The organism is Rhodococcus sp. MH15 (assembly GCF_019266045.1).
In the GTDB taxonomy this organism is placed as follows: domain Bacteria; phylum Actinomycetota; class Actinomycetes; order Mycobacteriales; family Mycobacteriaceae; genus Rhodococcus_F; species Rhodococcus_F qingshengii.
Genome location: NZ_LPNP01000071.1, coordinates 277,539 through 302,146, shown reverse-complemented (window position 1 = coordinate 302,146; position 24,608 = coordinate 277,539). Strand labels below are relative to the sequence as shown.

The window sequence follows — 24,608 nt, the reverse complement described above, 5'->3', positions numbered from 1 at the left end:
GCAGTTCTACGGTAGAGCCGGTGCGAGTGCGGAAAGTGCTCGCAGATGCCAAGGGCTACGCGGCAGCGGACAGATGGAGTATCGACACCCCATTACCGGGATCGGGTCTCGATATACCTGGCTGGTCGAAACAAAGTACGTTTGCGAAGAGAGCTGACAGAAGATGAAGAGCACTACCCGAATAGTGGCTGCGTTGGCCGCGATTGCCCTGCTCGCAGGCTGCCAGAGCAGCACCGAGTCAACAGCGTCGGAGGGCACGACGCAGTTGGCCGAGGCCGGCGCGCTGCCGGTCACCGTTGATCACGCGTACGGGTCGACCACCATCGAGACCGAACCTCAGCGGATCGTGACGATCGGCTGGAACAGCCAGGATTCGGTCCTCGCACTGGGCAAGACACCCGTCGCCATGGAGTCGTTCAGTGGGGCAGGCTTGGAGAACGGCATCCTGCCGTGGGACGAAGAATTGTTGGGCGATGTCGAACCCACGTTGCTCGACAGCACGTCCGGTGTGCCGTTCGAGCAGATCCTGGCGTTGGAGCCGGACGTGATCATCGCAGTGGTCTCGGGAATCACCGAAGACGACTATGCACGTCTTTCCCAGATCGCACCCACCATTCCGTTCAAGGAGACCGCATGGGCGACCACGTGGCAGGAACAGTTGTCGACCATCGGATCAGTACTCGGCCAACCGAAGCGGGCTGCCGAGCTGATCGAGGAAACTGACGATTCCATAGCCGACCTGGCTGCCGGATCCCCCAATCTGAACGGGAAAACCTTGACCTTCCTCTCGGGAAACATCGACGGCCTCACCAATTACTGCGCTGACGACGGCCGAGTCATCCTGATGTCCCAGCTCGGACTGAAGCAGTCGGCCGGAAGCGCAGAGCTGTGCGGCGACACCCAGGGGTCGGTGACTGCATCGCGCGAACAGTACAACGAACTGGACGCGGACGTGATCGTGCTCAACGACGCGAGTGGTCAGGGGCTACCCGGATTGATGGGGGACAAGTTGTTTGCCGACCTGCCGGCAGTCAAGGACGGCAGGCTGATTCAGCAGCTCGGTCTGGCGCGAGTCATGGCCTTGGCGTCACCCACGTCGCTGAGCGTCAAATATGCTTTCGCGGAACTGGTCTCGAAGATGAACGGGTTCTGACCAGTTAGGCTGACAACTCGCACGCGTCCGAGTAGTAGTTCTTCGGTGTGCGTCCGGTGACCTTGCGGAACACGCTGGTGAAGGCGCTGGGGGTTTCGTATCCGACGCGACGGCTTACCGTCGAAACAGGAACGCCCGCAGCGAGATAGGACATCGCAGCGCGGACGCGAACTTGAATTCGCCACTCGGTGAAGGACATCCCCGTGCCTTGAGAGAACACGCGGCTCAGGGTGCGGGGGCTTCCGCCGACCACGTAGGCCCAATCGGCAAGCCCGCGTTGATCGGCGGGGTCGGCGATCAGGCGGCGTGCGACGGCGAGGGCCCGGGGATCGGCGGGCATCGGTACTGCGACATCAGCCGCCTCGATGGGCGCGAGCGTGTCGAAGACTACGGATTCGGCGCGCAAGCGAGCCTCGGTAGGCATATTTCGCTGGTGCAGATGGATGAGCATCGTCTTGACGACGTCGTCGATGCCGATGATCGCGGGTTTTGTCCACGGGTGGGGGAACGACTCGGGCCGGAAATAGGTGAAACGAGCCTCGGTGGATGCGCCGAGCGTGATGCGCCGTGGAGTTCCAGCCGGAATCCACATGCCGACCGTCGGTGGTATCTGCCAACGAACGTCGTCGATGTACGCGCTCATCTCGCCGGAAGCGCCCCAGAGGAGTTCGTGTTCGGGATGGCGGATCTCACGCCACGCGCGCTTCTGATCACGCCCGATGGTGGACGTCGTCATCGAGAAGGGGAGCGGAACGTACCGGCCTGCCGGCACAGCCCAGTACGGAAATCCTGTGGAACTCATCGATGGATCATACCGCGAATGACTTAGGTAATGCTTTCCTATTTGGTTCTTTGATGCAGGCGCGACGGAGTGTGATCGCCACAAAAGATCGAGGGTGGCACCGAGTCCGAAGACTCGATGCCACCCTCGAACACATTCCCCGACGGAGTGTTTACAGGTGGAGCAGGCGGAGCGAGTGAATCAGCTGCCGTTGGCCAGGACACCGCTGATGATGTCGGAGATGAAGCCGGCCGGGTTGTCGAGGATGGAGGATCCGGCCGAACCGGTTCCGCCCTCGCCGTCAGAAGAGCCGAAGCCCAGATCTGCCGAGCCCGATGCGGCCGCCTCGCCGGGGTTCTTGGCGCGGATCTTGGCGTAGACGCCGCTGATGTTCTGTTCGGTATTGAACGTCGAGATACCGATCGAGCTCGACATTTCCTGGTACGAGCCGATCGGTGCATCGTCGGCGACGAGGTACTGCGCCTCGATCGTCACGGTCTTGCTTCCGGTGGGTGAGATCAGCCAGCCGGTGCTGGGCACATTCACGGTTCGGGCGGCAGTGTCAACCGAAGGCGTGACGGATTCGGTCTTCTGACCGCCGATCAAGTGCCACGCGTTGACCGTTGCCGTGCCCTGGATGTACTTGAACGTGGCGGGGTAGCGGTCGACGAACTGGTCGACGTAACGCTCGGGGTGGCCTGTTGTGGAGATGACCGTGCGCACGGTGACTTTGCCGCCGGGTGCAACTTCGCCGTCGCCCACGATGCTCTTGGTGATTCGGACGTTGGAGGAGTTGACCGTTGCCGCGGACGGGTGGGTGGCATCGGCGCTCGCGGTGCCTGCGGTCATCACGAGTCCGCTGGTGGCAAGTGCAGCGATTGCGATTCCGGTGAGTGTTTTGCGCATTGAAAAACGTGACATGAAATTCTCCGTTCGAGGGGTTCACGCTGACGGCGATGGGATGACTCTTCAAAGGTTGCGCCGCGGTAACCATTGAAACCTATCGGACGCTTGCCTATGTATCAGTTCGGCAGAATTTACGGAAAAGTCCGAATTGAGAGGACTTTTTCGGTGTCGATTGCCTGCCGTTAACTGATTGTCGACTATTTCGACGAAAAGCTGGGCGAATGTCCAGGTCGACTGTATCGTACTTCGAGAGTCGGGTTGCAACAAGTTCCAGTAATCAATGAATTCGGTTGTCCTGGAACCACACAGAGTGGAGATTGTTCGTGGCAAAGTTTGGATCCAGGAATCGTAGTCTGTCCACCGTTGGAGCTGGTTTGGGGGTGATTGCTCTTGCTGTGGGCGCAAGCGCGCTGGGTGCGGGAGTCGCGACTGCCGAGACAGCAACTTCCGGTGCCTACACATTTACTCGCACCGTGGACAATGCGTCGCCGAAGATCGGTGACACGATCACCTACACGACAGTGTCGAAGAAGAGCGGAATCGACGGGTATATCAGCAGGTTCACCGAGACGCATGCCGCATGCTTGACCTTTGTCCCGGGCTCGGCGAAGGTCACGAAGTTTCACGTTGGCGGGACGATGACCGAAACCACTGAAACGCCGGAACTGACAGCCACGACGCTCGAGGTGACCAGTGCCGGCTGGATCAACAACGGCAGCAAACCGGTGACCATGAAGACCAGCTACACGGTTACTGCTTCGTGTGCGCCGGGAACCGTGTACGGAAGTGGATTGGCGGTAGGTGCCACGGTGATGGGCAACGGATTCCAGTCGAGTGCGAATTTCGCCAACTTGGGCCCGTCCATCACTGTCCGCGCCGCGGATGTGGTCGATCCGGTTGACCCGGTTGATCCCGTTGATCCGGTTGATCCCACTGGCCCCGGAACCGGTGGCGGAATCGGATCGCTCGGCTCGTTGAGTGGTGGCCTCGGTTCCCTCAGCGGCCTGTTCGGTTCGAGCTAGGCGAGAGTTGTGAAACGGCGGGCCGAGACTGTCGTGGTCTCGGCCCGCCGCGGTTGTTCGGTGATCGGGTATTCAAACCATCAGGTGCTCAGCCGAATTCGATCGAGGTGTTGATTTCTTCCACCTGGTTGGAGGTCTGCATGTTCGTCGTGTCGGTGAACTGGTTTGCAAAGCTGACCAGGTAGACCGGCGAGTTGTCGTCGGCTTGGTAAGCGACGACCGTCATGACGGCGTAGAGCGGAACGTCCAGGTTTGGGGCGGTCCAGGTTCCGGAGAGGCGGAAACCCTGCTGTCCGTCGACGTCGATCTCGGTGTACTTCACCTCGGTCCACCCGTCGAGAGTGGCGATCGTTTCACGCGCAGCGGCAAGAACCTCGTCTTTTGTTGCGGTGCCCTGGTTTTCGACCGTCACCGTGGTGTTCGGCATGAAACCGCTGGGTTCCTGGCTGTTGCTGGACAACGCGTCCGTAACGCCGGCAGGGATGTTCTCGCCGTGAGTCCAGCTCGGCGGGAGGCTGACGCTGATGCTCGGCGCTTCGGGGTCGTCGCCGGTTTCGATCGTCGTCCGCTCACCGATGAACGGTGTTCCGTCCCGTAAAGTCGGCTTCGCGGCAGCGGCAGACGGTGAGGATGCAGAGCTTTCGGAAGCGGTGGTCTCACTGGTGTTGGTATCACTGGAGACGGCGTCGCCGCTTTCCGAACTGCTGCATCCGGACAAGACGAGTGCAGCAGTGATCAGTGACGCTATTCCGAGAGCAAGTGTGCTGCTCTTAGGGCTCATAGTGTGACAGTCCTTCAGGTTCTGGCGACGGCCGAGCGCCGCCGGCAGCATTGCTGGCGCGGCTGAGACTATCAGCGCTACGACGGCCGAGTAGTGGCCTTGAAGGTAATGGTGCTGCCGGGCCGCAGCTGTGCCAGCGACGCAATCCCGGCGTCGGAAACGACGGCGATGACCGGGTATCCGCCGGTCACGGGATGGTCGGCGAGGAACACGACGGGCTGGCCGCCTGGTGGCACCTGGATGGATCCCGTCACGACGCCTTCGCTCGGCAATTCCCCGGTGCGTGAGCGATGCAAAGGCCCTTGGCCCTGTAGCCGGACCCCGACTCGGTTGGTGTGTTCGGTGACTTTCCACGTGGTGTGAAGGAGCGCGTGAACGGATGCGGCGGTGAACCAGGAATTTCGGGGGCCGAGCGTGATCTCGATCGGAACCGCGCCGAGTGCAGGTGCCGGCGGTGGAATCAACTCTTCGGTGGGCCACGTCCCTTCCTCGGCCCCGAGGAGGACTAGATCGCCGGCGGCGAGCGGCGGCGGCCCGAGTCCGGAGAGCGTGTCGGTGGATCTGCTTCCGAGTACCTGCGGGACGTCGACGCCACCGCGTGCAGAGATATACGTTCTCAACCCGGTTGTGCTGTAACCCAATTCGAGAATGCTGCCACTACCCAGATGGATGCTCGCGTAGTCAGGTGCCGGCCGTCCGTCGACGGCCAGCGGCACCCGCGCGCCTGTCGCTGCCACCGTCATCGAACCGACGGCCCGCATAGCGAAACCCCCAGCGGTGACTTCGATGGTTGCTGCTCGAAAAGTGTTGCCTACGAGTCTGTTGGCGCTGTCATGCGAGATCATGTCGACGGCGCCGGATCTTCCGACCCCGAGGGCGCCGTAGCCTCTCCGCCCGCGGTCCTGAACTGTGGCGAGCGGGCCGGTACGCGCAACCTCGAGCCAGGCCATGAATCCATTGTCCCGCAACAGCGCGGTGAAGACACCAAAATCATGCTTGCACCAAAATCATGCACGGACAAAGGTGACTGTGGTGCCGGGTAGAAGCAGCGCCGGCGGGCGGCGCTCGGCATCCCACACCGACAGTTCAGTCGTTCCGATCAACTGCCACCCGCCTGGGGAACTACGCGGGTAGACGCCCGAGAACGGTCCGGCCAACCCGACTGCACCGGCGGGGACCTGCCTGCGCGGGTCCGATCGACGTGGAACTTCGAGCTTTCTCTCGTTGCTGGTCAGATACGCGAAGCCGGGGGCGAAACCGATGAACGCGACGGTCCACGACGCAGACGTGTGAGCATCGATCACACCGTCGACCCCGAGTCCGGTCAGCTTGCCCACCTCTACGAGATCGGGGCCGTCGTAGCGGACCGGAATCTCGACAGCAGACCCGCTCTCGTCTGCTGTGAGTTCGATCGGTACGGCCCCACGTACCCATTTCTCCACCAGTTGGTGCGCGGTGATCGTGTTGTCGTACTCGATCAAGATGGTTCGCGCCGCGGGAATCAGGTCGATCACGCCGGGGATCCGACTGGCGTCGAGAGCCCTGAAGTTGCCCAGCACGCTCGGCAGTTCGTCGTACTCGACGAGGACTGCGGATTCACCGGCGGGCAGGCTCGTGATCATGTGAACGGCGTGATCTCGACGTCGGAAGATTCGAGGAGAGCACGGATTGCCACGGCCATGTCGACGGCTGCCGGACTGTCACCGTGCACGCACACCGATGCGGCAGCGACTTTCAACGTGCTCCCGTCGACGGCGTCCAACTCGCCGTCGACGACCATTCGCCGAACCCGTTCTGCAACAAGCGTCGGGTCGTGCAGAACGGCGCCCGACTCGGTGCGGGGGACCAGGGTGCCTTCCGCCGTGTACGCACGATCGGCAAAAGCCTCGGCGACGATCTCGAGGCCGGCCTCGCGCGCCTCTTCCAGAAACACCGAACCCGGTAGTCCGAGAACAGGTAGCGAACTGTCGTAGGCAACGACGGCGGCGACCACGGCCCGCGCCTGCCGTCGGTGATGGACTATTGCGTTGTAGAGCGCGCCGTGGGGTTTGACGTACGTGACCCGCGATCCGGCGACACGAGCCAAACCGTCGAGTGCCCCTATTTGATAAATGACGTCGGCGGTGAGGTCCTTCGGGGAGACGTCGATGAAGCGTCTGCCGAAACCGGCGAGGTCTCGGTACCCCACCTGCGCGCCGATCCGGACGCCGCGGGTGGCGGCGGATTCGCAAGTCGCCAACAGCGTCGTCGGGTCGCCGGCATGGAATCCGCAGGCGATGTTCGCGCTGGTGACAAGTTCGAGCATGGCGTCGTCGTCGCCCAGGGTCCAGGCTCCGAAGCCCTCGCCGAGGTCGCTGTTCAGATCAACGCTGTAACCCATACCTCGATTCTAGGTAGGTATGGGCTCTCGGTGTTCAGGCGTGCGCCGGAATCCGTCCGGCATTCTTGCGACGTGCGGATCCGAAGAGTCGGCATATCAGGTAGATCACGAACGAGACCGAGGTGACGAAACTCGAGACGGGAACGCCGGGGGCCAGCGAGAGAAGGATGCCGCCGACGGCTGCCAGTTCGGCGAACACGACGGAGAGGATCGTGGCCTTGAGTGGGCTTGCCGTGACGTACGCGGCGGCCGCTGCGGGGGTGATCAGCAGCGACATCACCAGCAGAGCACCGACGATCTGTACGCCGAGTGCTGCGGTGATGCCGACCAACACTGCGAACACGATCGACAGTGCCCGAACCGGAACACCGCGAGCTGCAGCAACTTCGGGGTCGGTGCTTGCGAACAGCAAAGGGCGGTAGATGAATCCGAGTGTGCCGATCACGATGACCGCGCACAGCAGCAGAAGTTCGAGACCGCTGTTTCCCGGCGCCACGATCTGTCCGACCAACAACGAGAAGCTGGTTCCCGTGCGACCGTCGTACGCCCAGAGGAACAACACCGACAGGCCGAGGCCGAAAGCCATGATCACGCCGATCACCGAATCTCGGTCGCGCGCTTTGGCTCCGAGCAGTCCGAACAGCACTGCCGCGACCACGGATCCGACGATGGCACCGAAGCCGACGCCCACACCGACGAGAAGTGCGGCGGATGCGCCCGTCAGTGACAGCTCACTCGTTCCGTGCACCGAGAACGACATCTGACGGCTCACGATCAGCGGCCCGATGATGCCCGCCAACAATCCGAGGATGGCACCGGCAATCAACGCCTGTTGGACGAAGTCGTACTGCAGTAGGTCGACGGTGGCGGACACGTCGAACATCCGCGACATCGCGTCGGTGAACTTGTTACTCACTGGTGGTGATCCTCATCAGAATGGTGAACGCCTTCTCCCGGGCGTAGTCCGCCTGCGCTGCCGAGCGCGTCGATGGCGTCGCCGGTGCCGATCACGACGAGGCGGCCACGAACCTGCAACACTTCGACGTCGGTGTTGTACAGATCCGAGAGAACTTCGGACGTCATCACTTCGGCCGGCGTCCCGATCCGGAATTTGCCGTCCACCAGATAGAGCACTCGATCCACCAACGGCAGGATCGGATTGATCTCGTGCGTCACGAACAGCACCGCGGTGTCATGGCTGCGCCGACGCTTGTCGATCAGCGTCGAGACCAGGTGCTGGTTGGCGAGGTCGAGGCTGAGCAGCGGCTCATCGCACAGCAGGATCCGCGGGTCGCCGACCAAAGCCTGTGCGATCCGCAGTCGCTGCTGCTCACCGCCGGACATGGAACCGATGGGAGCGTCGGCGAACGACTGGGCGCTGACCTGTGCGATGGCGTCGTCGACGATCTTGCGGCGACGACCCCGACGCAGTAACCCCGTACCCCACTGGTGACCGTCGACGCCGAGGCCGACCAGGTCGCGGCCGCGGAGCGGGAGGCCGTCGTCGATGGATTTCTGCTGCGGGATGTACCCGACGTGTGAGTTCCCGGCCCGTGCCGGCGTGCCGACGATCTGTGCACTGCCGCCGCTGAGTTGTAGTTGGCCCAGCAGAATCTTCAGGAGCGAGGTCTTGCCCGACCCGTTCGGCCCGAGTACGGCGATGAACTCACCTGGCTGTACCTCGAGATCGAGCCCGTCCCACAATGTGCGGGCGCCGAAGGACAATCGAGCGTCCTTCAGCGTCACAGCGGGCACGGAGGCCGCTGAAGGCGCGGTGTTTCCAGAAGGCACGGTGTTACCAGGGGGCACAGGAGTATTCGCGGAAGTTTCTGTCACAAGCCGATCGGTTCTTCTCGGAAATGGTGGGGCAAATAATTACTGGGCAGAGAGGGCGTTTGCGAGCGACTCCGCGGTCTGCGTCTGCCACTGAATGTAGTCCAGGCCCTCGGGGAGAGTCTCCGTAACCTCGACGACGGGCACTCCGGCGGTTTCGGCGGTGGTGCGCATATCCTGGGTCACTTTGTCCTGTGTCTGGATGTTGTAGACCAATGCGCGGGCCTGCTTCTCCGAGAGGAGTTGGCGGGTTGCGGCGATTGCGGCCGGTGACGGATCGTTGCCGTCTTCGATGGCGCTGGTGAACTCCTCGGGAGTTGCGTCCTTCAGTTCAGCTGCGACCAGGAGGTAGTGCGCGATCGGCTCGGTCTGAGCCACCGGTGCGCCCGCATGGGCAGCGGCGATGGAATCGGTGATCGCTGTGACGCCGGCGAGCTTCTGGCTGTATGCCTTCGCGTTGTCCTCGTAGGTCGCCGCGTTGTCCGGATCGAGAGCGCTCAGCTGATCGGCCACCGAATGTGCGACGGCGTCGACGGTCGGGATGTCGAACCAGACGTGTTCGTTGACTGCGCCGTGGGTGTGACCGTCATGCGATTCGCCCGCGGCTTCGCCGGCGTGGATGCCGCCGTCGAGCAGGTTGTAGGCGTTGACCGTCTTCTGCTCGCCCTTGCCTGCGTCGAGGACGTCGGTGATGAACTGGTCGTAGCCGCCACCGTTGTAGACGACAAGCGATGCGTCGGTGATCTTGGCGGCATCGGCGGGAGTCGCCTCGAACGAGTGCGGGTCCGCGGACGGCTCGTTGATGATCGACGTCACGGTCAGCTTGTCGCCGGCGACGGCCTGCGCGACGTCGCCCCACACGTTCGTCGATGCGACGACGGTGATGCCGTCGTCCTTCGAGGAGGTTGAGCTGCACGCGGTGAGCGCGAATGCTGCGGCGACCGAGACGGCCGCGAGGGCGGTGGCGGTGCGGAATTTCGACGACGAACGCACGTGCTTTTCTCCTGAACAAAGGCTGGGCTAAATGCTATTGGAAACCGTTACCGTTACACATTAGCGCATAGTCGCTGGTAGTTCACCTTCGGTTCAGCCCCAACGCGCCGTCTGCGGGCACTACGGCTAACGTCCGTTTATGCCCCGGTCCCGTCAGCCACGCCGTCAAGCCACTTTGGCGTCGCTTGCCGCCGAGCTCAATGTGTCGAGAACTACAGTCTCGAACGCGTACAACCGACCCGATCAGCTCTCCGTCGAGCTGCGGGATCGAGTGCTCCAAGCGGCCAAGCGACGCGGATACCCCGGACCTGATCCGGTCGCCCGCTCCTTGCGAACTCGCAAAGCCGGTGCCGTCGGTCTTCTGCTCACCGAAGCACTCAGTTATTCGTTCCGTGACCCGGCCGCCATGAGCTTCCTTGCCGGTCTCTCGGAATCGTGTGAGGACGCCGGCCAGGGCTTGCTGCTCATCCCGGCCGGGCCCGGCCGCGACGAGGTGGATGCTGCAGCCGTGGTCCAGCAGGCGGGCGTCGACGGCTTTGTCGTCTACTCCGTGGCCGACGACGATCCGTATCTTGCTGCCGTGCTCGAGCGTCACATTCCGATCGTCGTCTGCGACCAGCCGCGCGAGATTCCCGGTGCATCCCTCGTGGGCATCGACGACCGCGCTGCCATGCGCAAGGTCGCCGATTACCTCATCGGTCTCGGACACCGTGACATCGGCGTGCTCTGCATGAGGCTGGGGCGCGACCGGATGGACGGCGTCGTCAGCCAGGAACGACTCAAGTCCCCACACTTCCACGTCCAGCGTGAGCGGATCGAAGGAGTGCGCGACGCGATGGTGGCGTCCGACATGGACCCACTCTCACTCACGGTGATCGAGCGGTACGTCCACACATCGCAGTCCGGGCACTCGGCGGCGGCGGAAGCTCTCGCGACCAACCCCGAGATCACCGCACTGGTCTGCACCACCGACGTGCTGGCTCTCGGCGCCTTGGACTGGGCGCGCTGGCAGGGCATCGATGTACCTGGCCAACTGTCGATCACCGGATTCGACGGCGTCGACGAGGCGCTGCGCGAATCACTGACAACGGTGCGCCAGCCCCAGGAAGAGAAGGGCCGGCGCGCCGGTGCGCTCCTGATGTCGCCGTCCGGATCCGGCGTTCCGATAGTCGAGATGCTCGACACCGAACTACTGGCCGGGCGAACATCAGGTCGGATCAAGGGGTAGCGCTCACGCCAGGAGTTGGGCGCAGCGCAACAATCCCAGATGGCTGTACGCCTGGGGGTGGTTGCCCAGTGAGCGTTCCGCGATGGGGTCGTACTCCTCCGCGAGCAGTCCGGTGGGACCCGCTGCCGCGACCAACTGGTCGAACAGTGCCTCTGCTTGCAGGCGTTGCCCGATCAGTAGGTATGCCTCGACGAGCCAGGCGGCACAGAGATGAAATCCACCTTCGATGCCGGGCAGGCCGTCGTCGTGATGGTAGCGGTATACCGTTGAGCCGCTGCGTAGTTCGGCCTCGGTGGCTACGACGGTCGCTGCAAAGCGCGGATCCGTCGGATCGATCAGCCCCGACAGCCCGATGTGCAGAGTCGCCGCGTCGAGATCGGTACCGTCGTAGGCCGCGGTGTACGACTGGACGTCGTCCTTCCAGCCTTTGTGTCGTACTTCGTCGGCGATCTGGTCACGCAGTTCCGCCCACTCGGGCAGGGCCTCGCGAGAAAAGCGGGTCGCAAGATCGACGGCGCGGTCGACGGTGACCCAGCCCATAACCTTGGAATAGACGTGGTGGCGCGGGTTGTCGCGAATTTCCCAGATGCCGTGATCGGGTTCGAACCAGCGCCGCTGCACTGCTTCGACCATGGCGCACACCAGTTCCCAGTCGCGGTCGCTCAAAGGATCGGGATCACCGGCCTTTTCGCGTGCATTCGCCAGTTCGACGATGAGCTCGACGATCGGGCCGAACACGTCCAGTTGAACCTGCTGATTCGCGGCGTTTCCGACGCGGACCGGCCGGGAGCCGGCGTATCCGGGAAGTGAATCGATGACGGCCTCTGGCGGTAGCGAAGTCCCGTAGAGCGTGTAGAGGGGGTGCAGGCGCTCGGGTCCCGGCAGTGTTTCGAGCACGCGGTGGACCCAGTCCAGGTAGTTCTCGGCCTCGTCGGTGGATCCGACGCTCACGAGAGCTGTTGCGGTGAGGGCGGCGTCGCGCAACCAGCAATAGCGGTAGTCCCAGTTGCGGACTCCGCCGATCTCCTCCGGCAGGGACGTCGTCGCGGCAGCCATGATGGAACCGGAATCGGCGTGGACCAGCCCGCGCAAGGTCAGTGCAGAGCGTTTCATCAAGTCCGGCTTCAGCTTCGGGAGTTCGAGCGTCTTGGCCCAATCGGACCAGTAGGCCTCCGAGGTCGCTCGACGCTCGGGCTCCGGAACGTCGGAAGGGCCGATTTCTTCTGTTCCGCAGCGCAATTCGAGGACGACGTCACCCTTGGACGGCTCGACGATGGCGTGGGCGGTCTGCTGGTTTCCGTCGGTGGCGATGTTCCACAGCACACCGGGGGAGCGGAGCACGTACGGCTCGTTGGTGCCGAGGACCCGAATGCCCTCGTCGACGACCTCGAGCGTGACCTGACCCTGGCCGAACTCGGGACGGGGTGCAAACGAGACGATCGCGTCGGCCTGACCGGAAATGATGCGGGTCAGGTCGGTTCGTCCCTGTGGGACGTCGTGGGGGAGGTAGTCGGTGACGGACAGGCTCGCCCAGCGGGTCTGAACTGTCATCGTGCTGTCGATGTACTTCTGGCTCAGTGGTAAGGCTGTGCGTCGAGGCCCGACCGAGAAGTGGCCGGCCCCGGTTCCGCCGAGAAGGTGTGCGAAGACGGCCGCTGAATCCGGTTCCGGGTGACACAACCAGGTCAGCGTCGCATCCGGGGTCACCAAAGCGACGGTGCGCGGACTGGCGAGCATCGAGAGTCGCTCGATGGGCGGAGCGTCGGCGCCGGAAAGCCACGTACGACGCTCGTCGAGCAGGAACGCCAGAGCAGCAGCGACGTCCTCGGTGCTGTCGACGCGATAGTCGGCGACGGTGTCCCCGCTGCCGACCTTGATTCCGATGTCCGGCCCCTGAAGCCTGCTGAACGCCTTTTCGTCGGTCACGTCGTCGCCGATGAAGACGGCAGCGGTTGCGCCGTCCTGATGGCGAATCAAGTCGAGTGCGTGCCCCTTGTCGGTGGCGATGACAGCCAACTCGACCACCGATTTGCCCTCGGTGACCTGAACGCCTGGCCAGAGTGCCGATTCGGTGCGGACGGCGATGAGCGCCTTCTCGGCGTCGTCGGCACTGGTGTTGCGTACGTGCAGTGCAACGCTGGCGGGCTTCTTCTCCACCGTTGCCCCAGGGGTGTCGGCGGCGATTCGGCCCAACTCGGTGACGATCTCGTCGAGCAGTTTCCTGGCGTCGGCGTCGATCGCGTGAACGAATCCGATGTCGAACTCGGAGCCGTGGCTGCCGACCAATTGCACTTCGGCGGGAAGTCGGGACAGCGCAGCCAGATCCTTGAGGGCGCGGCCCGAGATCACGGCAGCCGTCGTCGACGCGAGGCTGGCGAGAGAGCGAAGCGCACGCACCGTTTCCGCCCGGGGATACGCCTTGTCCGGGTTGGCGACGATGGGTGCCATCGTCCCGTCGTAGTCGGAGGCCACGAGCAGACGCGGCGTGCGTGCCACGCCTGACAGCGCTCGGCGGAGTTCGATGGACAGATCTTGTGCGCTCACCTCTTCAAATCTAGGTGATGCAGCGACTCCTGGCTCGATACGTTTCCGGCCGATCAGTGCAAAAATGACAGATGCGACAAAGGATGTCTATTCGGGTTTCCGAGTTCCGTCACCGAGCAGCAGTTCAACCGTCAATTCCAGTCGATTGGCGACATCGGTAGCCGAAGAGCGTCGCGTGAGCCATGCCACCAAATTGGACAGCCACACATCGGAGATCACGCGCGCGATCGCCAACTGCTCTTCGGTTGGCTCCTCTTCGGTCATCGCTCGTGCGAAGAGGCGGTCCATCAACTGGCCCACCTGATCGACCTCGGCCGCTGCGGAGGCGTCGGCGAACATGAACGCGCGAGTCATCGCTTCGGTGAGGAGCGGATCGCGCTGCATCGCGCGGGTGATGAGGCTGAGGATCAGCTGCATCCGCTCGAGCGGACTGGTTCCAGGCGGGATCTTGCCCTTGGAATCGATCTTCTCGAATTCGCGTGCCAGGGCGGACACCAGTAGGTGAACCTTGGACGGGAAGTAGCGATAGAGCGTTCCGACTGCGACGTCGGCACGCTCGGCCACGGCGCGCATCTGAACAGCCTCGTAGCCCCCCTTGGACGCCAAGGCGAGTGTTGCGTCGAGAATCCGCTTGCGGCGTTCGCGTTGCGCGTTGGAGCTGAGATCGTCGTCCCCGAGCGTTGCAGAAGCAACCGCGTTGGAGCGGGATCGGGATGTTGTGGTCATCGACAAATTCCTTCGCGCCTTGACTCTTGGCCAGGTGTCATATTAGAACACGTTCTAAACAATTGTGTCACTTATCGAGAGGCGGGAACCAGTTGTGACAATCGCCACGACCGATGAACAGCGGGCGGTCCAGGAATCGATAGAGGCCTGGGCTCGCTCGGCCACGCCGATGGACATGGTACGCCGTGGACCAGCAGTTTCGTGGCGGGAGAAATGGTCCGAGTTCGCGTCTCTCGGGATATTTTCGGTCGCCGTTCCCGAAGCGGTAGGCGGAGCCGGGGCCGAAATCGTCGATCTCGCAGCAATGCTCGAGCAGGCGGCAATCGAGCTCGTGCCGGGTCCTGTTCTCACGACTGCACTCGCAGCTCTGGTGGTGGGGCGTAGTTCGTCGCCCGCTGCCAAGCGATGGTCCGAAACGCTCGCCGACGGTGCGCTGCCGTGTGCCGTCGTATTGGACGAAAGTCCAGTTGCGGCAACGGCGAATGCGTCCGGCGGCATCGAGCTTCATGGCGAAGGAGGTTACGCCTGGGGCGGCGATTCGGGCGTATCGGTACTCGTGTCGGCGGGCGTGGTGTCCGAAGACGAAGGCTCGCGTGTCGTCTGGGCTCTCGTCGACGGAGACGGCGAAGGCGTGACCTACGAAGCGGTCGACACGATCGACAAGTCGCGACCACTGGCGCGAGTCTCCTTCGATCGAGTGACGGTCGACGCCGACCGAATCCTCGATGACATTGCGCCAGGATCGGTTTCCGATCTCGCGGCGGTACTGGGGGCAGCCGAAGCTGCCGGAATCGCGGCGTGGAGCCTGCGTACTGCGGTGGAGTACGCGAAGATTCGCGAACAATTCGGAAAGCCCATCGGCTCGTTCCAGGCGATCAAACACATCTGCGCCGAAATGCTCTGTCGCGTAGAGAATGCCGGAGCCGTCGCCTGGGATGGTGCAGTCGCTGCCGAGTCGGGCGACGAACTTCCGATCGCCGCAGCAGTGGCGGCCGCGGTGTCTCTGGATGCCGCTGTCGACACGGCAAAAGACTGCATTCAAGTGCTCGGCGGCATCGGATTCACCTGGGAGCACGAGGCGCACTTCTACCTTCGTCGAGCACTGTCGCTCCGGCAGATTCTGGGCGGATCGTCTCATTGGCGCGCACGCGTCGCGGAATTGACGATCGGCGGCGCACGGCGTCACCTTCAGATCGACTTGAGTGAGCTCGAATCCGACCGGTCCGAAATTCGCGAAGAGGTAGCGCAATTGGTGGCGCTGCCCGAATCCGAGCAGCGCAACGCATTGGCCGAATCGGGCTACCTTGCGCCGCACTGGCCCAAGCCGTACGGCCGGGGCGCCAAGGCTGCGCAACAGATTTTGATCGAAGAAGAGTTGGCGGCCGTCGGTATCGGCCGACCCGATCTGGTGATCGGCTGGTGGGCAGTGCCGACCATCCTCGAGCACGGCAGTGCGGAGCAGATCGAAAGATTTGCGACTCCGACGCTCAAGGGCGAGATCACCTGGTGCCAGCTCTTCAGCGAACCCGGCGCAGGTTCGGATCTTGCGGCACTGCGCACGACCGCGGAAAAGGTCGACGGCGGTTGGAAGCTGAACGGCCAGAAAGTCTGGACTTCGCTTGCGCGTGAAGCTGACTGGGCCATCTGCCTCGCCAGGACCGATCGCGAGGTTCCCAAACACAAGGGCATCACGTACTTCCTTCTCGACATGAAGACGGCGGGGATTCGAATCTCGCCGCTGCGCGAGATCACCGGAGATGCCCTGTTCAACGAAGTCTTCCTCGACGACGTCTTCGTCCCGGACGAGTGCGTCGTCGGTCAGCTCGGTGGAGGCTGGAAACTGGCCCGAACGACCCTCGCCAACGAGCGGGTCGCAATGAGCGGTGGCTCTTCGCTCGGCGGTGCGATGGAGGAATTGCTCGAGCTGGCCGGCGACCCCGATCCTGTGGTGGCAGACAAGCTCGGTGGGCTGATCGGAACCGCCATGGTGGGCTCACTGCTGGAATTGCGCACGACACTGCGGCAATTGGACGGTCAGGATCCGGGTCCGGCGTCGAGCGTCCGCAAGCTGGTGGGCGTGCGCCAGCGTCAGAATGTCGCAGAGTTCGCCATGGAATTGGGTGGTACTGCCGGGTGGGTGGAGGGCCCGCTTTCGCGTGAGTTCCTCAACACGCGATGCCTGTCGATTGCCGGCGGAACCACGCAGATTCTGTTGACCGTCGCCGCGGAGAGAATTCTGGGCCTGCCCCGTGATTAGACGGCGTGAGTAGAGGCCTTTAGAAATGTCCACGTTGGTGATACAACTAGAACACGTTCTACATCAGAGACAGGATTGCCAGCGTGGACTTCACTCCCGATGAAACCCAGGAAGCGGTAGCCGAGGTGGCTACCGCGCTCCTTGCCCGCGAACTGGAGCCGGACGCGCTCTGGGCGGCATTCGCCGATGCCGACCTGCTCACGTTGGCCCTGCCCGAGCGTCTGGGCGGCGAGGGACTCTCCGTCGCCGACGTCGGTTCCCTCCTCGTCGAGGTCGGCCGGGCCGCTGCTCCAATTCCGGCTCTCGCAACCCTCGGCTTCGGTGTACTCCCCATAGTCGCTCTGGGGACCGACGCTCAACAGGAAGAATTGCTCACCGGAGTCGGCGCCGGACGGGTGTTCACCGCGGCGCTCGGTGAGCCGGGTCAGCAGTTCCCGGCACAGCCGTCGACCACCGCGCAGCAGTCGGGCGACTGGTATCGCGTCAGCGGGACGGTGCTTGCCGTGCCTTTCGCGGCGAGCGCACACAGAATTCTTGTGCCCACCGACGCCGGAGTCGTTCTCGTCGATCCGACCGCCGCCGGCGTCGCATTGACGCCGACTCCCAGTGCGTCCGGCAGTCCGGAGTTCGCAGTCACCATGGACGAGGCAGTCGGTGAACTTCTCGGTGCCGGCGAGGAAGCCGTCCAGACGCTGTACCGGATCGCCACGGCAAGCATCGGAGCCGTTGCAGACGGTTTGGTGTCCGGTGCCGTCGATCTCACTGCGGCGCATGTCGGCTCGCGTGAGCAATTCGGTAAGCCGCTCGCCACGTTCCAGGCAGTCTCACAACAGATAGCCGACGCGTACGTCACCTCTCGGACCCTTCACGTCGCGGCGTTGTCGGCGTCCTGGCGCGTGTCGGAGGGCCTGGACGCCCAGTCGGACCTCGACGTCATGGCGTACTGGATCGCCCAAGAAGTGCCTGCCACGATGCAGGTGCTTCACCACCTGCACGGCGGTCTGGGCGTCGACGTCACGTATCCACTTCATCGTTACTACTCGACTGCAAAAGACTTGGCACGCCTGCTCGGCGGTGCTTCGCAGCGACTCGACCTCGTGGGGGCCCGGTGTTCATCGATCTGACCGACAGTCAGCGCGCATTGCAAGCTGAACTTCGACGCTACTTCTCGACGCTGATCTCGCCCGAAGAGGCCAAGATCATGCGCGTGGAGCGGCATGGCCCTACCTATCGCGAGGTCATCCGTCGTATGGGCAAGGACGGCTGGCTCGGCGTCGGCTGGCCGGTGGAGTTCGGCGGACGTGGGTTCGGTGAAGTCGAGCAGCAGATTTTTGTCAACGAGGCTGTGCGGGCGGATGTCCCACTGCCTTCGGTGACTTTGCAGACCGTCGGTCCGACCCTGCAGAAGTACGGCAGCGAGGAGCAGAAGCAGAAATTCCTGCCCGCGATCCTCGCCGGTGAAGTGCACTTCGCGATCGGCTACACCGAACCGGAAGCCGGCACCGACCTTGCAGCACTGCGCACTTCGGCGGCACGAAATGGTGACGAGTACGTCGTCAACGGCCAGAAGATTTTCACCACCGGCGGGCATGACGCCGATTACGTGTGGCTCGCCGTGCGGACAGGGTCTGCCGATTCAAGGCACCGCGGCATCTCCATCCTGATCATGGACACCAAAGATCCCGGCTACACCTGGACCCCGATCATCACCTGCGACGGTGCGCATCATGTCAACGCCACCTACTACGAGGACGTTCGCGTTCCGGCGAACATGCTTGTGGGTGAGGAGAATCAGGGCTGGCGCTTGATCACGACGCAGCTCAACCACGAACGCGTCATGCTCGGTCCGGCAGGTCGTGTCGCAGGGATTTACGACCACGTCTTCGATTGGGCCAAGCGTGAAAACCTGCTTGATCACGTTGACGTACGGCGCGCGCTCGGCGAAATTCATGCGACGTACCGCCTCAATGAGCTGCTCAACTGGCAAGTGGCGTCGAGTGATTCGGAGTCGGTGGACATTGCCGACGCTTCGGCAACCAAAGTATTTGCGACCGAACGCATCCAGCGAGTCGGTCGACTCGCGGAAGAGATCGTCGGACGGTACGGAAATCCGATCGATCCCGAAACAGCTGATCTCATGGAGTGGCTGGACATGCAGATCAAGCGCAACCTGGTGATCACCTTCGGCGGTGGAGTCAACGAGGTGATGCGCGAATTGATCGCTACCGCCGGCCTGAAGCTTCCCCGCGTTCCGAGATAGGAAACAAATCGTGTCAGATCCCATTCTCACTGCTGCCGAGCGGGTTCGAGAGGACGGGCCAAGCGCTCCTCGCGCCGGCCGGGACCCCGTGAACGTGCCGATGATCCGCAACTGGGTCGAGGCGATCGGTGACGAGAACCCGATCTATGTCGACGAATCGGCCGCCCGCGCCGCCGGACACGACGGAATAGTCGCACCGCCGGCGATGGCGCAGGTATGGACGATGCGCGGTCTGGGGGCAATTCGAGAAGCCGACGACCCGTTGGGCCGGATGACGGACATCCTCGACGAGGCCGGATTCACCTCCGTCGTCGCGACCAACTGCGATCAGATCTACCACCGCTACTTGAAGCCGGGTGAAGAAGTCACCATCTCCTCGGTGTTGGAAGACGTAGTGGGACCCAAGAAGACAGGTCTTGGTGAAGGATGGTTCTTCACTACTCGCAGCTTCTGGCGGGTCGGCGAAGAACTGGTCTCGGAGATGATGTTCCGGATCTTGAAGTTCGCGCCGCCAGTCAGCGAGAGTTCCTCCACTGACGTGCCTGCGGACCTGGACGCATCTCGAATGCTGCGTCCGACAGCATCCCTCGACACGCAGTTCTTCTGGGACGGTGTCGCCGCACACGAGTTGCGTATTCAACTGCGTGCGGACGGTTCGGTACAGCACCCGCCGGTGCCCGCGATCTGGAAAGACAAGTCGGAGCAGACCGACTACGTGGTGGCGTCAGGTCGGGGAACGGTCTTCAGCTTTGTCGTTCACCACGCCCCCAAGGTTCCTGGTCGGTCGTTGCCGTTCGTCGTTGCCCTGGTCGAACTGCCTGAGGGTGTGCGGATGCTCGGCGAATTGCGCGGCGTCGATCCGTCGAGTGTGTCGATCGGAATGGAGGTGGAGGCGATCTACCTCGACTTCCCCGGAGACGACGAGACCGGGGGAACTCCCTGGACTCTGTACGCCTGGCAGCCGGTTTCTGTGTCTGCGGTGTCTGCGGTTTCTGCTGGAAAGGAGTGACGATGACTTTGACGACGGATATCACTGTGGGAGAAGTTCTTCCGCAGCTCTCGATTTACGGCGATCCGACGTTTGTGGTCTCGGCAGCGCTCGCTACCCGCGATTTTCAAGATGTTCACCACGACCGCGATCTCGCACAGAAACGCGGCTCGAAGGACATCTTCGTCAACATCCTCACCGACACCGGCTTGGTGCAGCGATTCGTGACCGATTGGGCCGGACCGCGGGCTGTACTCACGTCGATCAAACTCCGCCTCGGAGTCCCCTGGTACGCCTACGACACCTTGACGCTCTCCGGAACGGTGACCTCCTACGACGAGGATCTCGTGTCGCTCGCGGTGGTCGGCAAAAACAGCCTGGGAGATCACATCACCGCACAGGTCACACTGGCATTTCCGGCGTCGGGCTCGAATGGAGACATTGAAAACGGAGACATTGAATGAGCGCATTGTCCGGCAAGGCAGCGATCGTCGGAATCGGAGCCACGGATTTCTCGAAGGACTCCGGTCGCAGTGAACTGCGACTTGCCGCCGAGGCTGTTCAAGCCGCGTTGGACGACGCAGGTCTGACACCCGCCGACGTCGACGGTCTTACCTCGTTCACCATGGACACCAACACCGAAGTGGCAGTGGCTCGTTCGGTGGGTATCCCGAACCTCAAGTTCTTCAGTCGTATTCACTACGGTGGTGGTGCCGCTGCGGCGACGATTCAGCAGGCCGCCATGGCTGTTGCCACCGGCGTCGCAGACGTCGTCGTCGCTTACCGCGCGTTCAACGAGCGATCGGGTGCGCGTTTCGGGCAGGTGAACTCCGGCCTTGTGGCGCAGGTCAATTCGTCGGGAACGGACAACGCCTTTTCCTATCCTCACGGATTGGGTACTCCCGCATCCTTTGTCGCGATGGTCGCGCAGCGATACATGCACGTATACGGAGCGTCCAGCGAGGACTTCGGTCGAATCGCCGTCGCCGACCGTAAGCATGCAGCCACCAATCCGAAGGCGTTCTTCTACGGAAAACCGATTACCCTCGAGGACCATCAGAACTCGCGATTCATCGCTGAACCTTTGCATCTCCTCGATTGCTGCCAGGAATCCGACGGCGGCATCGCGATCGTCGTCACCTCGCCAGAACGAGCCAAAGATCTGAAGAACACCCCCGCCGTTATCGCTGCCGCCGCACAGGGCAGCGGGGCAGATCAATACATCATGACCAGCTATTACCGCGACGGTTTGACCGGCTTACCGGAGATGGGCCTTGTCGGCGATCAGCTCTGGTCACAAAGTGGGCTGCGCCCGTCGGACATGCAGACGGCGATCTTCTACGACCACTTCACGCCCTATGTTCTGATGCAGCTCGAGGAACTCGGTTTCTGTGGCAGGGGAGAGGCAAAGGACTTCATCGCCGGTGGCGCAATCGAACTCGGCGGCAAGCTTCCGATCAACACCCATGGTGGACAGCTCGGCGAGGCATACATTCACGGGATGAACGGTATCGCCGAGGGTGTTCGGCAGATCCGCGGTACTTCGGTCAACCAGGTCGACTCCGTCGAGAATGTACTGGTGACTGCGGGAACGGGTGTTCCGACATCGGGGCTTGTGCTGACTCGCTGATTATCGTGGGCACAGCTTCATCAAGCGTCACGGCCGGTTGGCACCGCATCGAGGTCTCCTTCGATGCGGTGCTCGGTCCGTGTTCTGTTGTCGCCGAGGAGGTTTGACCTCTCAGGTTTTGAAGGTGGTGTTCGCCGGCCGCGGGTGCTGCTGCGGGTCGATCGAGGGTGGTGGGATGAACCAGGGTTTGTTGTCGGCGCCGATGCGGATTTTCCATTTCCCGACGAACCCGGCTTTTCGGTGCATCAGCCGGTGATGTGAACGGCACAGCAGGACCAGGTTGTTCATCACCGTCGGGCCACCGTTCGCCCAGTGCTTAATGTGGTGCGCATCGGTCCAGGCGGGCACGCATGTGCAGCCCGGGAAGGCGCAGCCTTTGTCTCGGGCGATGAGGGCGACGCGTTGTTCGGCGGTGACCAACCTCTTTCCTGGTTGCGCATCCAAGGGCGCGCCGTGATCGTCGAGCAGGACGGTGGAGAGGAAACAATCACACCCGAGAAGCCTGGTCTGCGACACCGACAGCGGTCCGAGCCAGGGCATGTGCCCGACATCAAGATCCGACAGAGACTCTTCACCATCAGCCATGGAGGGTGTTGCGGCGCAGTCCCGGTGCTCCGCCAGATCCCGAGCATTGATGTGCACGTTCACATGCGGACGCTGACCACCATCGGTACCAGTCTTGGCGCAATCGAGATAACGCCGGATCAGTTCGGTGAACCCGTCCGCCGTGCGTTTCGCCGCCGACCGGGCATCGGGAGTCCCGTCCGGTGCCGGGGTCGGCATCGTCAGCTTCGACAGGGCCGAGAGCAGCATTTCACCGGTCAGGGCATCTAAATCCCCACGCACCACCACCCGACCGTTGAGCGTCGAAGCAATCCGCAACTCATTGAGATCGACATCCTCGGCGGGCGGAATCTCATCCGATTCGAACAACCTCTCCAACGTCGCGATCACGTTCCGCACCTTCGTCGTCGTCGCCTCCACACCCGACGCAGCAGCGAGCAACAAATCGATACAACGAGGGAGCGCCTCCTCCGGCATCCCCTTCGGCGGTGACTCACAGAACGCCACGATCAACACAGCATGATCGAACGAACAATCCCCGCCATCGAACCGAGCCGCCACCGCCGGAAACGGCCGCAAAGCTGCACCCAACGCGGCGATCTTCTTCCCGTCCCGAACCTGCAGCATCGTGTTAGCCGCCAACCACGCACCCACCCCGCGACTGGCAATCACCTGATCATCCGGGCGCAACGACAACTCGTCGACCACAGCCACTCGAACGGCTTCGAGACGAAGAATCTCCGCACTCGCTTCGACAGCAGCAGCGCGCAACTCGGCAGCAGTCAACTGCCACAGACGTCCACGTAACCCCACCGCAGAACCCGAAACCACGTCCGACAACAAGACACTCATTGAATCCCCCGATCCCCTCCCCAAATCATACTCGAACATGCGTTCGAGTCAAGAGGTGCTTTTGGGCTCGCTCTAGGATCGCTGGATGTTCACGTTGACTACGGAACGCCTTGTTCTTCGAGATTTCACTGCCGCGGATGAAGGTGCCGTCCATCAGTACGCGTCCGACCCTGCCGTCTGTAGATATGTTGATTGGGGGCCGAACACCCCCGCGGTGACCAGGGCATTCCTGGCGGACGCGGCACTCGAAGCTGCGCTCGTCGAACGTCGCACGTTCACCCTGGCCATCACGTCGAAGGCCGATGGAGCGGTCATCGGTTCGGTAGCTGTGTGGGAAGTATCCGCCGCGCACCGGCGGGCGGAACTCGGTTTTGTCGTGAACCCGAAGTTCCAAGGGCGAGGCTATGCGTCGGAGGCGGGGCGCGCGGTTCTGGAATTCGCCTTTGCTCGCTTCGGAGCGCAGCGAGTGCAAGCAACGTGTCGTCCCGAGAACTCGGCGTCGGCGTCGGTGCTCACCAAAATCGGAATGGAGGAGGAGGGGCGAATGAGGGCACACATGGTGATCCGGGGGACCGCGGTGGATTCGCTGCTTTTTGCTGCAACACGACCCGCCGCCGTACAGCCAGAGATCACGTCATCTCACTTCGCGTGACCTTCCCGGGCCCTGGTGCGATACTCGAACCATGTTCGAGGATGCCTTGCTCATCGACGCGGCCGGCCGGCCCACTATGCAGCATCACCAGGCCTTTTCTCGGGACTGGGACCGCATCAAGGAGTGGTCCGACAACATCTACATGCCGTATACGGTCACGCCGATCGGAAGTCGGTTGAAGCCGGCTTCGGACATGTACTCCGCGGCAGTCGGCAAGATCGACGTCACCAGATTCTGTTACGGGATTCCGGTCTCCGTCGGTGAATGTTCGCCTGAGGCCGGAAACATTCTGGTTCTGACGACTATCAGAGGCAACGGTCGACATGCCCTCGGCGGAGGAACTGCGGTGAATACTGCCGTGGGGGAGACCTTTGTCGCCGACTGTAGCCGGACCGACTACTTCGTCGAATTCGACGAAGATCATCTGCAGCTGAATCTCACTGTGCCGCATCAGCTTGTCGCCGATCACGCCATGCAATGGTTCGGGTCGGTTCCCGACGACCGTCTGTGGCGGCACAAGTGCACCATCGGCGGGCGGGGCTCGAGTTGGCTGGCATTGATGGACTACGTCGTTCGCGCAATTGCAGAGTCGCCTGAGGCGATGTCGAGCGAAAGGCTGGGTGCCAGGGTTCAAGAACTCATCGCGGCTCAGCTTCTCGACGAGTGGGCGACGCAGGCCGGGCTGCAACTCGGCGTCGACGTCGCCTCCGCCGAACCTGCCTACGTGCGATCGGCAGAGGAGTACATCGATACGTTTGCTCGCTCGGTGCCGACGGCATCGGAGATCGCGGCTGCGGTGGGTGTCAGTGTTCGGGCGCTCACTGCGGGATTTCGACGGTACCGAGACACCACGCCGGGGCAACGATTGCGCGCGCGTCGGTTGGAGGGAGTACGCGGCGAACTGTTGCGTTCCGACGGGAGAACCGTCTCCGAAATCGCCAACGCCTGGGGCTACGTTAATCTGGGCATGTTTGCGGCCACATACCGGAAACGGTTCGGAGAGTTGCCTTCCGAGACTCGGAACCCACTCTGAGGACAGTTGTTTGAACGGTCATGAC

23 protein-coding genes are annotated in these 24,608 nt (G+C 62.7%); 11 read left to right on the top strand and 12 right to left on the bottom strand.

What is annotated here, in order from left to right; genetic code table 11:
• Positions 1-163 precede the first annotated feature (163 nt).
• Positions 164-1,153 (top strand): iron-siderophore ABC transporter substrate-binding protein, encoded by a 990-nt coding sequence (locus ATN37_RS20445; RefSeq protein WP_003945426.1) that lies wholly within the window; start codon positions 164-166, stop codon positions 1,151-1,153.
• A 4-nt stretch (positions 1,154-1,157) separates the two neighbouring features.
• Here ATN37_RS20445 and ATN37_RS20440 read toward each other — a convergent pair whose 3' ends face one another.
• A complete protein-coding gene (locus ATN37_RS20440) occupies positions 1,158-1,955 on the bottom strand; it encodes an AraC family transcriptional regulator (protein WP_031332820.1) in 798 nt (265 codons plus the stop codon).
• 180 nt (positions 1,956-2,135) lie between these two features.
• Entirely contained in the window at positions 2,136-2,855 is a 720-nt protein-coding gene (locus ATN37_RS20435; RefSeq protein WP_003945935.1) for a hypothetical protein, read from the bottom strand.
• A gap of 365 nt (positions 2,856-3,220) precedes the next feature.
• Between ATN37_RS20435 and ATN37_RS20430 the strand changes: the two genes are divergently transcribed.
• Positions 3,221-3,862, top strand: a complete 642-nt coding sequence (locus tag ATN37_RS20430) for a hypothetical protein (protein WP_047269642.1) — start codon at positions 3,221-3,223, stop codon at positions 3,860-3,862.
• Positions 3,863-3,950: 88 nt separating this feature from the next.
• On the opposite strand, the gene ATN37_RS20425 is transcribed toward ATN37_RS20430, so the two are convergent.
• From ATN37_RS20425 to ATN37_RS20395, 7 genes are all read right to left on the bottom strand, one after another.
• Complete coding sequence (locus ATN37_RS20425; RefSeq protein WP_065352850.1) at positions 3,951-4,643, bottom strand: LpqN/LpqT family lipoprotein; 693 nt, start codon at positions 4,641-4,643, stop codon at positions 3,951-3,953.
• A gap of 77 nt (positions 4,644-4,720) precedes the next feature.
• Complete coding sequence (locus ATN37_RS20420; protein WP_050657005.1) at positions 4,721-5,593, bottom strand: biotin-dependent carboxyltransferase family protein; 873 nt, start codon at positions 5,591-5,593, stop codon at positions 4,721-4,723.
• Positions 5,594-5,650: 57 nt separating this feature from the next.
• Entirely contained in the window at positions 5,651-6,265 is a 615-nt protein-coding gene (gene pxpB, locus ATN37_RS20415; protein WP_218695555.1) for a 5-oxoprolinase subunit PxpB, read from the bottom strand.
• A complete protein-coding gene (locus tag ATN37_RS20410) occupies positions 6,262-7,023 on the bottom strand; it encodes a LamB/YcsF family protein (RefSeq protein WP_054781063.1) in 762 nt (253 codons plus the stop codon). The genes pxpB and ATN37_RS20410 overlap by 4 nt, the downstream gene beginning before the upstream one ends.
• Before the next feature lie 34 nt (positions 7,024-7,057).
• Positions 7,058-7,939, bottom strand: coding sequence for a metal ABC transporter permease (locus ATN37_RS20405; protein ID WP_003945811.1), 882 nt, complete (start codon positions 7,937-7,939; stop codon positions 7,058-7,060).
• A complete protein-coding gene (locus ATN37_RS20400) occupies positions 7,936-8,814 on the bottom strand; it encodes a metal ABC transporter ATP-binding protein (RefSeq protein ID WP_047269722.1) in 879 nt (292 codons plus the stop codon). Before ATN37_RS20400 ends, ATN37_RS20405 begins: the two co-directional genes overlap by 4 nt.
• 84 nt (positions 8,815-8,898) lie before the next feature.
• A complete protein-coding gene (locus ATN37_RS20395; protein WP_003945647.1) occupies positions 8,899-9,849 on the bottom strand; it encodes a metal ABC transporter solute-binding protein, Zn/Mn family in 951 nt (316 codons plus the stop codon).
• A 139-nt stretch (positions 9,850-9,988) separates the two neighbouring features.
• Between ATN37_RS20395 and ATN37_RS20390 the strand changes: the two genes are divergently transcribed.
• A complete protein-coding gene (locus ATN37_RS20390; protein WP_007733995.1) occupies positions 9,989-11,077 on the top strand; it encodes a LacI family DNA-binding transcriptional regulator in 1,089 nt (362 codons plus the stop codon).
• Positions 11,078-11,080: 3 nt separating this feature from the next.
• Here the strand turns inward: ATN37_RS20390 and otsB are convergent, their stop codons facing one another.
• Together otsB and kstR are read right to left on the bottom strand one after the other, a co-directional pair.
• Complete coding sequence (gene otsB, locus ATN37_RS20385; protein WP_218695554.1) at positions 11,081-13,621, bottom strand: trehalose-phosphatase; 2,541 nt, start codon at positions 13,619-13,621, stop codon at positions 11,081-11,083.
• Between the two features lie 87 nt (positions 13,622-13,708).
• Positions 13,709-14,347: a cholesterol catabolism transcriptional regulator KstR gene (gene kstR / locus ATN37_RS20380; protein ID WP_003945752.1), complete on the bottom strand. Its 639-nt coding sequence runs from the start codon at positions 14,345-14,347 to the stop codon at positions 13,709-13,711.
• A 94-nt stretch (positions 14,348-14,441) separates the two neighbouring features.
• On the opposite strand from kstR, the gene ATN37_RS20375 reads away from it, so the two are divergent.
• The 6 genes from ATN37_RS20375 (at position 14,442) to ATN37_RS20350 (ending at position 21,482) form a co-directional block, all read left to right on the top strand.
• Positions 14,442-16,604, top strand: a complete 2,163-nt coding sequence (locus ATN37_RS20375) for an acyl-CoA dehydrogenase (protein ID WP_099697070.1) — start codon at positions 14,442-14,444, stop codon at positions 16,602-16,604.
• Positions 16,605-16,687: 83 nt separating this feature from the next.
• Positions 16,688-17,728, top strand: a complete 1,041-nt coding sequence (locus tag ATN37_RS20370) for an acyl-CoA dehydrogenase family protein (RefSeq protein ID WP_042920532.1) — start codon at positions 16,688-16,690, stop codon at positions 17,726-17,728.
• Positions 17,713-18,864, top strand: coding sequence for an acyl-CoA dehydrogenase family protein (locus ATN37_RS20365; RefSeq protein WP_058227266.1), 1,152 nt, complete (start codon positions 17,713-17,715; stop codon positions 18,862-18,864). Before ATN37_RS20370 ends, ATN37_RS20365 begins: the two co-directional genes overlap by 16 nt.
• Positions 18,865-18,871: 7 nt before the next feature.
• On the top strand, positions 18,872-19,873 hold the full coding sequence (locus tag ATN37_RS20360; protein WP_218695588.1) for a bifunctional MaoC family dehydratase N-terminal/OB-fold nucleic acid binding domain-containing protein: 1,002 nt from the start codon (positions 18,872-18,874) through the stop codon (positions 19,871-19,873).
• Positions 19,874-19,875: 2 nt separating this feature from the next.
• A complete protein-coding gene (locus tag ATN37_RS20355; protein ID WP_020968404.1) occupies positions 19,876-20,316 on the top strand; it encodes a MaoC family dehydratase in 441 nt (146 codons plus the stop codon).
• Positions 20,313-21,482 (top strand): lipid-transfer protein, encoded by a 1,170-nt coding sequence (locus ATN37_RS20350; RefSeq protein ID WP_019746856.1) that lies wholly within the window; start codon positions 20,313-20,315, stop codon positions 21,480-21,482. The genes ATN37_RS20355 and ATN37_RS20350 overlap by 4 nt, the downstream gene beginning before the upstream one ends.
• Positions 21,483-21,593: 111 nt before the next feature.
• On the opposite strand, the gene ATN37_RS20345 is transcribed toward ATN37_RS20350, so the two are convergent.
• A complete protein-coding gene (locus ATN37_RS20345; RefSeq protein ID WP_218695553.1) occupies positions 21,594-22,898 on the bottom strand; it encodes an HNH endonuclease signature motif containing protein in 1,305 nt (434 codons plus the stop codon).
• Between the two features lie 85 nt (positions 22,899-22,983).
• On the opposite strand from ATN37_RS20345, the gene ATN37_RS20340 reads away from it, so the two are divergent.
• Together ATN37_RS20340 and ATN37_RS20335 are read left to right on the top strand one after the other, a co-directional pair.
• Positions 22,984-23,550, top strand: a complete 567-nt coding sequence (locus tag ATN37_RS20340; protein WP_058227269.1) for a GNAT family N-acetyltransferase — start codon at positions 22,984-22,986, stop codon at positions 23,548-23,550.
• A gap of 31 nt (positions 23,551-23,581) precedes the next feature.
• Positions 23,582-24,583: an AraC family transcriptional regulator gene (locus ATN37_RS20335; RefSeq protein WP_218695552.1), complete on the top strand. Its 1,002-nt coding sequence runs from the start codon at positions 23,582-23,584 to the stop codon at positions 24,581-24,583.
• Positions 24,584-24,608 lie beyond the last annotated feature (25 nt).